Origin of the sequence: Bacillus sp. M6-12, from assembly GCF_002860285.1 — a bacterium.
Lineage (GTDB): Bacteria > Bacillota > Bacilli > Bacillales > DSM-1321 > Peribacillus.
The window spans coordinates 35,991-48,811 of sequence record NZ_PGVF01000017.1 but is presented as its reverse complement, the minus strand read 5'-3'; the positions used below and the strand labels follow the sequence as shown (position 1 = coordinate 48,811).

At 40.8% G+C, this 12,821-nt stretch carries 14 protein-coding genes; 3 read left to right on the top strand and 11 right to left on the bottom strand.

Annotated features, from left to right (window positions below; genetic code table 11):
• Positions 1-13: 13 nt before the first annotated feature.
• Positions 14-208 (bottom strand): hypothetical protein, encoded by a 195-nt coding sequence (locus CVD28_RS19710; RefSeq protein ID WP_101595639.1) that lies wholly within the window; start codon positions 206-208, stop codon positions 14-16.
• A 208-nt stretch (positions 209-416) separates the two neighbouring features.
• On the opposite strand from CVD28_RS19710, the gene CVD28_RS19705 reads away from it, so the two are divergent.
• Complete coding sequence (locus tag CVD28_RS19705) at positions 417-1,163, top strand: MerR family transcriptional regulator (protein ID WP_101595637.1); 747 nt, start codon at positions 417-419, stop codon at positions 1,161-1,163.
• 135 nt (positions 1,164-1,298) lie between these two features.
• Entirely contained in the window at positions 1,299-1,925 is a 627-nt protein-coding gene (locus CVD28_RS19700; RefSeq protein WP_101595634.1) for a LysE family translocator, read from the top strand.
• 45 nt (positions 1,926-1,970) lie between these two features.
• Here CVD28_RS19700 and CVD28_RS19695 read toward each other — a convergent pair whose 3' ends face one another.
• Positions 1,971-2,327 (bottom strand): STAS/SEC14 domain-containing protein, encoded by a 357-nt coding sequence (locus CVD28_RS19695; RefSeq protein WP_101595629.1) that lies wholly within the window; start codon positions 2,325-2,327, stop codon positions 1,971-1,973.
• Between the two features lie 141 nt (positions 2,328-2,468).
• Entirely contained in the window at positions 2,469-2,624 is a 156-nt protein-coding gene (locus CVD28_RS19690; protein ID WP_180954239.1) for an ATP-binding protein, read from the bottom strand.
• 243 nt (positions 2,625-2,867) lie between these two features.
• Between CVD28_RS19690 and CVD28_RS19685 the strand changes: the two genes are divergently transcribed.
• Positions 2,868-4,283, top strand: coding sequence for an NAD-dependent succinate-semialdehyde dehydrogenase (locus CVD28_RS19685; RefSeq protein ID WP_101595623.1), 1,416 nt, complete (start codon positions 2,868-2,870; stop codon positions 4,281-4,283).
• Between the two features lie 282 nt (positions 4,284-4,565).
• Here CVD28_RS19685 and CVD28_RS19680 read toward each other — a convergent pair whose 3' ends face one another.
• The 8 genes from CVD28_RS19680 to CVD28_RS19650 form a co-directional block, all read right to left on the bottom strand.
• Positions 4,566-5,099 carry a potassium channel family protein gene (locus tag CVD28_RS19680; RefSeq protein ID WP_101595620.1) on the bottom strand — a complete coding sequence of 178 codons (534 nt, stop codon included), beginning with the start codon at positions 5,097-5,099 and terminating at the stop codon, positions 4,566-4,568.
• 84 nt (positions 5,100-5,183) lie between these two features.
• Positions 5,184-6,116 carry an SDR family NAD(P)-dependent oxidoreductase gene (locus tag CVD28_RS19675; protein WP_101595618.1) on the bottom strand — a complete coding sequence of 311 codons (933 nt, stop codon included), beginning with the start codon at positions 6,114-6,116 and terminating at the stop codon, positions 5,184-5,186.
• Between the two features lie 180 nt (positions 6,117-6,296).
• On the bottom strand, positions 6,297-6,872 hold the full coding sequence (locus CVD28_RS19670; RefSeq protein WP_101595615.1) for a TetR/AcrR family transcriptional regulator: 576 nt from the start codon (positions 6,870-6,872) through the stop codon (positions 6,297-6,299).
• Positions 6,873-7,113: 241 nt separating this feature from the next.
• Complete coding sequence (fbpA, locus tag CVD28_RS27575; protein ID WP_142384803.1) at positions 7,114-7,269, bottom strand: Fur-regulated basic protein FbpA; 156 nt, start codon at positions 7,267-7,269, stop codon at positions 7,114-7,116.
• Positions 7,270-7,306: 37 nt separating this feature from the next.
• The gene (locus tag CVD28_RS19665) at positions 7,307-7,669 is read right to left on the bottom strand and encodes a P-II family nitrogen regulator (RefSeq protein WP_101595613.1); all 363 of its coding nucleotides are present in this window, start codon (positions 7,667-7,669) and stop codon (positions 7,307-7,309) included.
• A 12-nt stretch (positions 7,670-7,681) separates the two neighbouring features.
• Positions 7,682-8,905 carry an ammonium transporter gene (locus tag CVD28_RS19660; protein ID WP_101595611.1) on the bottom strand — a complete coding sequence of 408 codons (1,224 nt, stop codon included), beginning with the start codon at positions 8,903-8,905 and terminating at the stop codon, positions 7,682-7,684.
• A gap of 221 nt (positions 8,906-9,126) precedes the next feature.
• The gene (locus tag CVD28_RS19655; RefSeq protein ID WP_101595609.1) at positions 9,127-10,959 is read right to left on the bottom strand and encodes an ABC transporter ATP-binding protein; all 1,833 of its coding nucleotides are present in this window, start codon (positions 10,957-10,959) and stop codon (positions 9,127-9,129) included.
• Positions 10,944-12,677: an ABC transporter ATP-binding protein gene (locus CVD28_RS19650; RefSeq protein WP_101595606.1), complete on the bottom strand. Its 1,734-nt coding sequence runs from the start codon at positions 12,675-12,677 to the stop codon at positions 10,944-10,946. Before CVD28_RS19650 ends, CVD28_RS19655 begins: the two co-directional genes overlap by 16 nt.
• Positions 12,678-12,821: the final 144 nt, after the last annotated feature.

The following is a 12,821-nucleotide window of genomic DNA, read 5'->3' as shown; positions in this document are numbered from 1 at the left end:
ATTATGGCTGGAATTATAGAGAAGATTTATGGACAGAACCAAATAAGGAGTGCAATTTCATCTTGACTCTTCCGCATTCTCCCCGTTTTTCAATCAAAGCAATTTTAATCTCATTTTCAGCTTGGGCATATTTTTCTCTATCAGTTTTGTGTACTTTTAACTCAGTCAGCAACATAAGCAATTCTTTTTGATATTTGAAATTGGACATTTTTAATACACCCTTTCTACTGGACTTTCTAACCATTATATTGGATAAAGCATAAAATTATTTGAAATTAACAGTAATTTAACACACATTTACAGAATTTCCACCTTAGAAAAGTAAGCTGCTAAAATTCTCTTTACGTACTTATTATTTTTTGTTGACTCTAACGTTGCGTGATACTTTATATTGTAAATGAAAGGGGAGCAGAGCGATGGCAATGTTTGTGAAAGAGGTTGCTGATTTAGTAGGAATCAGTGTGCGCACACTCCATCATTATGATGAAATCGGGCTGCTGTGCCCCGAGGATACAACAGAGTCCGGTTATCGCCTTTACTCCGATGATAATCTGCAAATGCTGCAACAGATTTTATTTTTTAAAGAACTCGGCTTTCCTTTGAAGAAAATAAAAGAAATTATCAGCAGTCCTTCATTTAACTGGCAGGAAGCCTTGGAACTTCATCGAAAGATGCTGTTTGAGAAATGCCTTCGCCTGGAGAAAATGATTGCGACTATCGATAAGACTATACAATACTCGAAAGGAGATATAGCAATGACAAATGAAGAGAAATTCGAAGGGTTTGACTTTAGCCATAATCCTTATGAGCAAGAGGCACGTGACCGCTGGGGTGATAAGGCGGTCGACGATTCGAAAGCAAAAACAGGAAAAATGTCTAAAGCTCAGCAGAAAGCCGTATTTGATCAAATGAATGCGATCTACCAAAAACTCGCATCCGTGAGGCATATGCCAGCTGATTCAGTGGAAGCTCAAGCAGGGATTACAGAATGGTATGAATTATTAAACGAAATTGGCACATACTCGCTTGATGCCTTTAAAGGCTTGGGCCAGCTGTATGTAGATGATAAACGCTTCACCAAAAATATCGATAAATTTGGCGAGGGCCTGGCACAATTTATGTGCAAAGCTATGGCTGTTTTTGCCGACGAACGCAAGAAATAAACCCGCTACTTTAAATGGATCGGAAAGAGTGTAAAAAAGCAGGGCCATAGCCTTGCTTTTTCTGCTATAATAAGTGCAAACTTTTTAAATTTCAGAATATTCTTTCTCAATTGGAAAGAAGTTGGGGGAATCAGAATGTTTAGTCTATCGACGCTTGGTGCTTTTGTGGCTGTAGTGGTGGGGTTATTCTTAATACCGGGTCCCGCGGTCCTTCTTACCGCAACCCGTACCGTCCAGGGAGGCCGTAAAGCTGGTATCATGGCTGGCCTTGGAATTGCTACTGGTGACCTCGTTCATACTTTATTTGCGGCAGCAGGATTGTCAGCGATATTGATGACCTCTTCTCTTGCGTTTAATGTAATCAAAATAGCAGGAGCAGTTTATTTATTTTACCTTGGTATCCGTGCGATTCTAGAGAAGCCTTCAGATCCTGAGCTTCCAAAGGTTTCTTCCGTATCCAGTCTTCGTGCTTACGGAGAGGCTGTGTTTATTGAAGTTTTTAATCCGAAAACATCTCTCTTCTTTTTGGCCTTTTTGCCCCAATTTATACAAACTGATCGTGGAGCAAGCTTAATGCAGTTCTTGATTCTTGGACTGATCTTTGTCCTGATGAGCATAACCTATACCACGATGATCGCAGTAAGTATCAAACCATTAAGAGGGATAGTCAAGAAAATCTCCTGGATTGGCCATTGGAGCGGAAAGATTGTAGGGGCCATTTATATCGGACTCGGTTTAAGGGTAATGTTTCAAAGCCGGTAATATAAGACAAAGAAAGAGGATTTTTTTACTTCCTCTTTTTTTGTCTTATTTCGCAATCCATTCCCAAGCCTCTTCCAGCTCATCTTTTCTAAAGTGCTTCGACTCAATGCCCGGCAAATATTTTCCCAGCTCTGCCAAGGTTCCAATCCATTCCTTTTCACTGATGACTGCAAATTTGTTGAATTGCTTCCATCTCTTTGCATCGAATTTGATGCCATTTGTCATTCCCTTTAAGGTGGAGCCATCTACATCATGCATGATGGCCAGTATATTAAATTCTTCACTGTCCTTAAATCTTTCTTTTACATGGCTGTCAAGATTTACGGCATCTTCTTTTGTTGCTTTCCCTTCAAATTCTAACGCAATTGTTTTGGCATGCCTGCTTTGAAGAATGGTCAACATGTATGTATACCTCCCTTTTTATTTCCTTTCTATTTGAATTCCCCCTCCTCATCTTGTTAAAACTCAGGGGCAAGCTGAATTTAACTTTTTGAGACCTTGCATTTCTCGTTTCAGCAATCTGCTATATAAAAAAAGAGGCCCCTATTTTAAGGCATCCGCTACATTATTAAATGGAACCTCCAGAATAACTTTGGTACCTTTTCCTGGATTAGATACAATTTCAATTTGTCCCTGTACCGTTCTAGCCCGTTCTTCCATGCCGAACAGTCCCACCCCTTTGCCTGATTGATCCAACACAAATCCTTTACCGAAATCCTCTATCAGCACTCTGATGGAATAGTCACACTCATCTGGTTTGGAAAGGACCTTGGTTAAGTTACTCGGGCCTTAGTTCCAGGTGAAAGTTCAGGTACGTCTTTACTTTTATAAAAGAATATAATCGTCTGCCTTTGAGTTAAGGCCATATTCCCTGTAATATAATAAATAAGAGTTTTTCAGATATTAGTGGTATCAAAAGCAGAATGATCAGGAGGTTTTTTCATGGAGCATTTTAAATTGTTTATCAATGGCGAGTGGATGGGAGATGAGCTTGATCAAATTGAAGTCAGCAACCCTGCAACAGGGGAAATCATCGCCACAGTGCCAAATGGCGGGGCAAAAGAAGCGAAACTTGCAGCAGATGCAGCGTTCGATGCATTCAAGGAATGGGCTGAACGCTCGGTTTATGAACGCTCCGAATTAATCCGAAAATGGTATGATTTAATTAATGAAAACTTGGAAGAACTAGCCACTACAATGACAAGAGAACAGGGAAAGCCATTAAAGGAAGCAAGAGGCGAAATGGCATACGCAAACGGCTTTTTGTCCTGGTATGCCGAAGAAGGAAAACGGATATATGGAGAAACCGTGCCGGCAACACAGCGCGATAAAAGGCTGTTTGTTTCTAAGCAGCCAGTCGGGGTTGTAGCTGTAATAACCCCATGGAATTTCCCGGCAGCGATGATTACGAGAAAGGTAGCCCCTGCACTTGCAGCTGGCTGCACAGCAGTAATTAAACCGTCAGAATTTACACCGCTGACCGCTTTAAAAATTACAGAGCTTGCCGAGCAAGCGGGAATCCCTAAGGGCGTAATCAATGTTGTTACAGGCGATGCTAAAAGTATTGGCGGTGTCTGGCTTGAGGATAACCGAGTAAGAAAGTTGACCTTTACAGGCTCGACGGAGGTTGGCAGGCTTTTAATGAGGGGTTCCGCTGACACGGTGAAGAAAGTTTCATTAGAACTTGGAGGCCATGCTCCTGTTATTGTGATGGAGGATGCGGACCTAGATAAGGCCGTTAATGGTGCTATCAGTTCTAAATTCAGGAATGCCGGACAAACATGTGTATGCTCAAACCGGGTATATGTACACGAGTCTATCTACCAGGACTTTATCGACCGGCTTATCCCCAAAGTGAGGGAGTTAAAGGTTGGAAATGGTTTGGATGAAGCAACGGATATCGGCCCGCTCATAAATGAGAAAGGGGTCGAAAAGGTTAAGGCCCATATCCAGGATGCAGTCAAACTGGGTGCCAAGCTCGAAACTGGCGGCCAGGGAGAAGGGCTTTACATAGAGCCAACTGTTCTTTCCAATATAAACGACCATATGCTTTGCATGCAGGAGGAAACATTTGGCCCTGTATTGCCGATAACTTCCTTCAAAACTGTCGAGGAAGCCATCCAGCGCGCAAATGACTCTATCTATGGATTGGCTGCCTATGTGTTCACTGAAAATATCACCAGGGGTATTAGAACAGTCGAAGCGCTGGAGTATGGAATTATCGGGCTAAACGATGGGCTGCCATCGACACCGCAGGCTCCATTTGGCGGCTTTAAACAGAGCGGGCTCGGACGCGAAGGCGGACATTGGGGTATTGAGGAATATTTAGAAGTAAAATATATCTCACTCGGGCTTTAATCCAGTTTGAACTATGAAAGAAGAGGGCTTCCACCCGCAGGCGGGAGCCCTCTTCTTTGTTATTGGAGAAATAAATTATATTCGGCGAGCGAAAACGGCTGCAGTGATCCTAAAGAGGCACCCGTAATTGCACCTCTAGTGCCATTTGGCCAAATAAAATAGAAATCAGCCAAATTATCTTTTGTTTTAGCCAAATAAATTAAAATCCGGCGAAATTAATTAAATCCGGCGAAATAATTTTTAAAAATACCTTTACAGTACCTCTGGAGGCACTCTCATGTATTAATTTTGTAGCTTTTTAAACAATTTGGCGGTTATTACAGCCATTAAAATTGAATTTGTAACCATTCCGATTAACATTTCTGAAGCCGCAATAGCGTTGGAAAAGACACCTATTGATGTGATATCACCATAGCCTGTCGTGGTAAAGCTTGTAATACTGTAGTATAAAAAATCATCCCCGGAAAGATTTTTACCAGTAAAGCTAAAAGCTTTTTCTCCTTTTAACCTATAGATCAGGTAATACAGATTTGCGTACGTAAGCAGTATTAACAAAAGCAGCATTCCCGCTCCGGCTGAGATTTTCTTGAGGTTTGCTTTTGTTTGGGGAATGTAAATAATAAATTCAATAAGAAGCAATACACAGCTTACCAATATCAATATCAGAACTGATAACAAAGCGTATAGGCCTATTCCCTTTTTCAGGGTAAAAACGGAATTGATAATCAGTAATCCAATCATAGCTATATTTAGTATCGCATAAAGAGACAGCCTTGTTTTAGCAAAATCTCTCCCAGGGAAAATCTTAGTTTTCATGGAAACCTCATTGTACTTTTTATAAATAATTTTCCCATCTGGAGTTAGTTCATTCTAATTTCTTAAATATATGAAACAATTTACTTAGCTAATAGCGGATATACTTGCCAATGTTTTTCTGATTCCTTCTTCATAAGAAGTCCGCGGTATTAAACCAATCTCGCGTTCATATTTACTTCCATTTAAAACTACAGGTTCTTCCGTCAAATAGTACATCTCTAAATATTCCCTCATAAATTTATCAAAGAACCCTATGAAGCGAATCATATTCTTCGAAACAGCTGAAACCTTTTTACGATATTTTGTATATCCCATTGCTATATCAATGATTTCTTCGCCTGAAATCGTACCGGCTCCTGGAATGTTCCAATTTTGGCCGTATGCTTGATCCCGCAGAGCCAATTCCACCAGCGCCTTTGCACCATCCGGTGTATAAATATATTCTCTTTCTATCTTTTTGTCTCCGATAAACCTAGCCGTTTTTCCTTCTGCCATTGCTGTTAATGTATAGTTAAGCAGTGTATTCCCGGCATTTGGGCCGTAAAAATCAGGGAAGTGTGCAATGAACATTTCCACTCCTGACTCTTTAGCTCTCCGTTCGAGATCCACACGAATTTTCCCCTTTTTCGTGTGCGGTTTTTTCTCATCCTTTTCGCTCACTGGAACCCCTTTGGATCGGCCATACCCATATATATTATCAACAATAGCGAGCCGCGCCTTTGACTTTTTAGCTGCATTCAATATATTACCATTCAAATCCCGAAGCTTTTCCTGCCAATCCTGATAAGGGATATTCACTGCATTAAAAATTATTTCAACACCACTGGCTGCCTGGTCTAAATCCTTTTGGATAAAACCATCTCCTGCAACCACATTGACCTCCAGGTTTTGAAAGAGTTCATTTAGCCTTTCTTTATTCCGGGCAAAAACAGATACCTCAACTCCTCTTTGAACCAATTCATGAACGATTGCACTCCCCATACTTCCCGTTGCACCCAATACTAAAGCTTTTTTCATGATATGCCCTCCCATTTATTGTCCAGTGGTTAATTAAATTTAAAAAAATTTTCCTTTGCCCATTCAAATGAACCTGACATTCCGTTAAATTCATCATCATTATAAGCTGATAACCCTTTGCTTAACTTTTTAATAAGCTTCTAAATTAATTATCCAGTGGTCAATAAAATAATAAAAAAATTACACTTGCCCGATTGCCTTTAAAAGCAATTGAACATGAGATTCTGCCAGGTCCCTGGCATCTTCGTAAGATTTTCCAGTTCGGCAATAAACTGCTACGAATCCATGAAGACTTAAGAAAAGAGACCAAATTGTTTTCGCAGCAACTCGTTTGTCACAAAGAAAATATACTGCCTGGGCGAATCTTTCATAGCTATGATCCGGTTCAGTTACCGTATGGCTCTTAATCTCTTCATCAGTAATCAAAAACATAATCTCATAGTGGTTGGGATTATCGAGACCGAACTTTATGAAAGAAAGTAGAATCTGTTTAAGTTTTTCAGAATTCTCCAGATCCTGTGCCATTACCCGGTTCAGTTCACCGTCCAAAAGGGAAAAGTCTTCTTTAACCAATGCATAAAAAAGTTCTGCTTTATTCTTGAAGTGATAATAAATTGCTCCATGTGTATAATCCAATTCTTTGGCGATTTTCCTCATCGACACATTGCGATAGCCTTCTTTTACAAACAAGCTGCGAGCAGTGTCCAGAATCCGCACCTTAGATAGTTCCACATCGACTGCTTTTCTTGGTGACATCTAATTCTCCTTTTATTGACCACTGTTTAATAACAGTGTAAATTAATTCCAATAAAATTTCAAGTTCATTTTAATAAAATAGAAAAGATGTTGCCTGGACCTTTTTATAACCTTTTGCCACTTTAAAAAAATCATTTCCACATTACATTTATGAAAGATTTTTTTCGTAAATCTTAAATACAATATTGTTAACTGCACCCATTGAAAATAGCCATCCGATTGAAGATGGCTGTTTTTCTCATTAAATATTCTTTTGCCGGTCAAGCAGTTTTTCAAGTTCTTCCAATGGAAGATCCAAAAGAATGAGCCGGTCGTCAGGATGGTATATTTTATTTAAGATAAGAGCGTTAATAATTTTTTGTTTTTTCGCTATTACAAGCTTCACTAATCTCCCCATCTGCTATCCTCCTAACCAATTATCTGCCGGCCAGAGTTTATTTATCATTCTTTAAGGCTGCATGCCCTTCTTCTCCCGTTCTGATTTTGATGACATTGGCGAGTTCATAAATGAAGATCTTCCCGTCTCCTGGTTTTCCGGTATTTAGAAACTTCCTGGCTACGTCGATCACAGCCTGGACAGGCACCTCACAAACAACTATTTCTATCTTTATTCTTTCATGGAGGGTGATTTCCCGTTTTACTCCGCGATACGTTTCTACAAAACCTTTCTGAAGCCCTGTTCCTTTCACGTCTGAAACGGTGATTCCGCTAACGCCAATTTTGGCAAGCTCCTGTTTAAATTGTTCAAATTTATTTGGCCTTGTAACGATATCAATCTTTGTTAATACCTCTCCCATAGTGCCATCTCCTTAAATGGTTTCGTGATACGCCTTTTCCCCATGCAGCGTGATATCCAGACCTATTGTTTCTTGTTCTTCATTGACACGGATCGGCATGAATACATTAATCACTTTCACAATTACGAATGTAATAGCCCCAATAAAAATATAGGTGGCAATGATAGCAATTGCTTGCTTCCATAGAAGTCCAGGATCACCATAAAATAGGCCGTCAGCTCCTGCACTATTAACAGAAGTTGTAGCAAACAGACCGGTTGCGATCCCTCCCCATGTACCGCCGATACCATGCAATCCAAAAGCATCAAGTGTATCATCATAGCCAAGCTTCTTCTTCAGAGAGGAGACTCCCCAGAAACAGACTGCGCCGCCAACGAAACCTATTATTATAGAAGCAGCAGGAGTAACAAATCCGCAGGCCGGTGTGATCGCAACCAATCCCGCGATTGCACCAGAAAGTGCTCCAAGCATTGTCGGTTTCTTATTAATCATGTATTCAACTATCAGCCATCCTACAATCCCTGCCCCAGCAGCCACCGCTGTGTTGATAAAGACTGTCATGGCAACATCATTGATCGTTAATGCACTGCCGACATTAAACCCATACCAGCCAAACCAGATGAGCGTAGCCCCTAAAACGGTTAGCGGTAAATTGTGGGGCGAGCTTTCATTGCCTTCCTTTCGTTTGCCAAGCATAACTGCCAGGACCAGTCCGGTAACACCTGACGAAATATGAACCACGTTTCCTCCTGCAAAGTCAAGAGCTCCAAGTTCACGCAGCCAGCCGCCAACTCCCCATACCCAGTGGGCAACCGGTGCATACGCGACAACTGACCATATGACAATAAATAAAATATAAGCGGAAAATTTCATTCTTTCTGCTATAGCTCCTGAAATAATCGCAACTGTCAGGACTGCAAACGTCATTTGGAACATCATAAACAGATTGTGGGGGATTGTCGCGCTGTAATCCGGATTCGGTTCGAAGGTGACCCCTTTTAATCCTGCCCAGTCAAAGTTTCCCAGAAACGCATTACCTCCAGTGGAAAAAGAAATTGAATATCCAATTAGTACCCATATAATCGATACAATTGCCATTGGCATATAACTGTGCATCGCTGTGCTCAGCACATTCTTGCTTTTTACCATCCCCCCATAGAAAAGAGCAATCCCCGGAGTCATAAGCCAAACCAATAATGTTGCGAAAAACATAAATACCGAATCACCTAATTGCATACCGACTACCTCCTAATTAAATTTCATGTTAGATTTTCTAACATCATATGCTGTATGAACTTATAATAAACACAATTTTTTATAAATTCAAGCTAATTATTTAAATTCATGTTAGATTTTATAACATTACTTAATGTAAGGGGTTACAATTTTCTGAAGCATAAAAAATCCGTAACCCAATAAAATGGTCACGGATTACGTTCGATAAAGTTGGCCATAGTTCAGCTTATCTTGTCATTGAACTGCCCATTAAAAAGACTGTGGTAAAACCCTTTTTCGCTTAACAGCGAATCATGCGTGCCTTTCTCAATTATTCGGCCATTCTCCAAAACCAGTATTTGATCTGCCTGCTGGATTGTATTCAGCCGGTGGGCAATTACAAAGCTTGTGCGTCCCTTCATCAACCGCTGGAGGGCTTCCTGAATCTTCAGTTCTGTAATAGTATCAATACTTGAAGTTGCTTCATCCAGGATTAATAAAGCGGGATCAGCCAGAATCGCTCTTGCTATCGAGATCAGCTGCTTTTGACCCTGGCTTATTCCGCTTCCATCCTGATTCAGAACTGTTTCATATCCATCCTCCAATTTACTGATAAACGAATCGGCGTTTGCCATCTTTGCAGCTATTTCAACTTCATTATCGGCAGCATCCAGTCTCCCGTAACGAATATTTTCCCGGATTGTTCCTTTAAATAGAAACGAGTCCTGAAGCACAAACCCCATATGGCGCCTGAGGCTATCACGCTTTATTTTTTTACTATCGATTCCATCGATCAAAATAGTTCCGTTGTCACTGTCATAAAAACGGGATAACAGGTTAATTAATGTTGTTTTTCCCGCTCCTGTCGGGCCAATAAGAGCTACTGTTTCTCCCGCATTAGCTATAAAGGCTATATCCTTTACAGTATCTCCGCCTTTTTCATAGGAAAAAGAAACATTATGAAACTCTACCCTTCCTTTCATGTTTGGAAGTTCTATTGACATTTCTTCATCTTGTTCTTCCTCTGTCTCATCCAGGATCTCAAAAACCCTTTCTGCTCCAGCCACAGCTGATAGAAGAGTGTTAAATTGGTTAGCCAAGTCATTCAGCGGCCTTGTAAACTGCCGGGAATATTCAGTGAATATCACAATTACCCCGATTGTGATCATACCTTTTAATGCAAGGATTCCGCCAACACCCGCGATCACAGCAAAACTCATATTATTAAGTACGTTCATCAGCTTTGGAATTAACCCTGAAAAAGCCTGAGACCAGAATCCTGACTGCTTCAGCATGTCACTCTTCTCTAGAAATTCAGCAATAACCCTTTCCTCCTGCGAGAAGGTTTTGACTATCCTTTGTCCTGATATCGTCTCCTCTATAAAACCATTCAGTTGTCCAAGATTGCGCTGCTGTTCTTTATACAAAGGACCTGTTCGTTTAGTGATCCACTTTAACCCCAAAAACATCGTCGGTACGATTAATAATGTCAGAACCGTGAGCAGCGGGCTTAGCCAGAGCATTACCCCAATTGTTCCTATTAGCGTAAGCAAGCTTGAGAAAATTTGAATGACCGAGCTATTCAATGTCGAGCTGACATTTTCAATATCATTTGTTACCCTGCTCATTAGCTCACCGTGCTGCCGATGGTCAAAAAATTGAATCGGAAGCTTATGAAGATGGCCGAACAGATCAGTCCTCATCCTTGAAACCGTTTGCTGGGCAATGCCTACCATCCAATAATTTTGCATCCAAAGCGAACACGAGTAAACAAGATAGATTCCTGCCAGCCCTAACAAAAGACCGCCTAAGCCACTTGTTTTCCTTGTTACAATATAATCGTCTATGGCCATTCCGATAAGAAACGGACCTAACAGCCCAAAAGCAGAGCTTAACAGAACCATTGAAAGCACCAAACTAAGCATTCCTTTATTCGCAGCAAGATACCCCCAAATTCTTTTCAGTGTAGCCTTCCGATTTTTCCTTTTCTGCACTTTCTTTGGCGGCTGTCCCTTCTCATCCATACTGTATTTTATCTTCTTATATTGAAAAGGTTTCATTAGCTGGTTCCGCATTCGGCGTTTATCCCCTTTCCCGCCTGTGACTCATGAATCCGTTGATATAGCCCTGATTCCTTTAGAAGCTCTTCATGATTTCCTTTAGCTAATACTGTACCGTCCTCTATTAAAATAATTTTATCCGCTTTCTTTGCTGTACTGATTTTTTGAGTGATAATCAGAGTTGTACATCGAAGACCGCTAATTCCCCGCAGCAGTCGTTCCTCTGTATTAACATCCAGCGCGCTCGTACTGTCATCAAGCAATAACAATTTCGGCTTTCTCACAAGTGCCCTGGCTATCGCAATTCTTTGCTTTTGCCCTCCGGAAAGATTTACTCCTTTTTGGCCTATTAACGTGTCATATTTCGCAGGAAGCTTTTCAATGGTCTCATGAATCTGTGCAATTTTAGCTGCTGACATTATCTCATCCATGGAAGCATTCTCTTTCCCCCAGGAAATATTCCCCCTCACAGTACCTGTAAAAAGCAGTGATTCCTGCGGTACGTATCCAATCGCACCTCTTAGAGCCTCCAAGGAAATATTTCGAATATCCACTCCATCAACTTCAATACTGCCTCCCGTATTATCATATAAACGCGGGATCAGCTGAAACAAAGATGTTTTCCCGGAACCTGTTGCCCCCATTATGGCAACCATCTGGCCCTGACTGGCATTAAAAGAAATATTATGGAGTACCTCAGCATTTGCCCCTGGATAAGAAAATGAAACATTTTCAAAACGGAGAGTTGCCTGATCTTCAATAGCAATACTTCCGGGAGTATCCAACATATCTGCCTCTGTATTAAGCACATCGGCAATCCGTTGAGCAGAAGCTCTCGCCCTTGAAAATGCCATGATAATAAAAGTAAATACCGAAAAGGCAGACGTCATTTTAGTCGCATAATTCACGATCGCTACAATTTCACCTGCACTCGCAGTCCCCGCAGTGAGCTCTGCACTGCCAAACCATAAGACCGCCATGATCCCTGCATTCATAATCAGCAGCAATACCGGGAGTGCCAGTTCAATAAGCCTTAATGCCGACACAGTTTCTTCCATTAAATCCCTGTTTGCAGTTGCAAACCTTTTTCTTTCATGGCTTCTTCGGAGAAAAGCTTTAATAAGCCTCATACCGGCCAGGTTTTCCCTAAGCACCTCATTTACCGAGTCGAGTTTAGACTGCAACACCTTAAAAAGCCTGCCCGCTTTAGTCATCGTGAAAATTAAAAAGGCAAGCAGAACAGGGACAACGGCAGCCAAAATCAGTGCTAGTTTGATATGAACAAAAAAAGCCATAATCATTCCGCCAATGATGAGCAACGGCGCTCTCATCATAATCCGAAGGCTCATAAACACCGTGTTCTGCATTTGGTTTACATCATTAGTCATTCTTGTTATCAAAGATGAATTTGGAAAAATGCTCAAATTGGAGAACGAAAAGGACTGTACCTTTTCAAACAGGCTTTTCCGGATATCAAAACCAAAGCTTTGGCTCACATGTGATGCAAAAAAGGAATTAACAATTCCCGAAGCAAAAGCAAACAAAGACATCCCAATCAAAGCCATTCCCCATTTAAGGACAAGATCCAGATCTCTCCTTAAGATACCTTGGTCGATTATTTTCGCTATCAGCATCGGCTGACAAAGTTCCACAGCGAGTTCAACCAGCATCAGGCTTAAAGCAACCGCTACATGAAATCGATACGGTTTTAAAAAAGATAACACTTTTATCATAGAGCAATCCCACCTCTGTTCATTCCATGCAAAGAAACTTAGATAACCGAATATCTCGACAATATACTTAATCTTTATCATACATTCTTTATATTTAATTTTAAATAGTCTGAATCTTCACCCAGTCTCAAACTGTTTAAAGCT

Coding starts and splice junctions, on each gene's coding strand:
- CVD28_RS19710 (WP_101595639.1), bottom strand. CDS start 208: ATGTCCAATTTCAAATATCAAAAAGAATTGCTTATGTTGCTGACTGAG.
- CVD28_RS19705 (WP_101595637.1), top strand. CDS start 417: ATGGCAATGTTTGTGAAAGAGGTTGCTGATTTAGTAGGAATCAGTGTG.
- CVD28_RS19700 (WP_101595634.1), top strand. CDS start 1,299: ATGTTTAGTCTATCGACGCTTGGTGCTTTTGTGGCTGTAGTGGTGGGG.
- CVD28_RS19695 (WP_101595629.1), bottom strand. CDS start 2,327: ATGTTGACCATTCTTCAAAGCAGGCATGCCAAAACAATTGCGTTAGAA.
- CVD28_RS19685 (WP_101595623.1), top strand. CDS start 2,868: ATGGAGCATTTTAAATTGTTTATCAATGGCGAGTGGATGGGAGATGAG.
- CVD28_RS19680 (WP_101595620.1), bottom strand. CDS start 5,099: ATGAAAACTAAGATTTTCCCTGGGAGAGATTTTGCTAAAACAAGGCTG.
- CVD28_RS19675 (WP_101595618.1), bottom strand. CDS start 6,116: ATGAAAAAAGCTTTAGTATTGGGTGCAACGGGAAGTATGGGGAGTGCA.
- CVD28_RS19670 (WP_101595615.1), bottom strand. CDS start 6,872: ATGTCACCAAGAAAAGCAGTCGATGTGGAACTATCTAAGGTGCGGATT.
- fbpA (WP_142384803.1), bottom strand. CDS start 7,269: ATGGGGAGATTAGTGAAGCTTGTAATAGCGAAAAAACAAAAAATTATT.
- CVD28_RS19665 (WP_101595613.1), bottom strand. CDS start 7,669: ATGGGAGAGGTATTAACAAAGATTGATATCGTTACAAGGCCAAATAAA.
- CVD28_RS19660 (WP_101595611.1), bottom strand. CDS start 8,905: ATGCAATTAGGTGATTCGGTATTTATGTTTTTCGCAACATTATTGGTT.
- CVD28_RS19655 (WP_101595609.1), bottom strand. CDS start 10,959: ATGCGGAACCAGCTAATGAAACCTTTTCAATATAAGAAGATAAAATAC.
- CVD28_RS19650 (WP_101595606.1), bottom strand. CDS start 12,677: ATGATAAAAGTGTTATCTTTTTTAAAACCGTATCGATTTCATGTAGCG.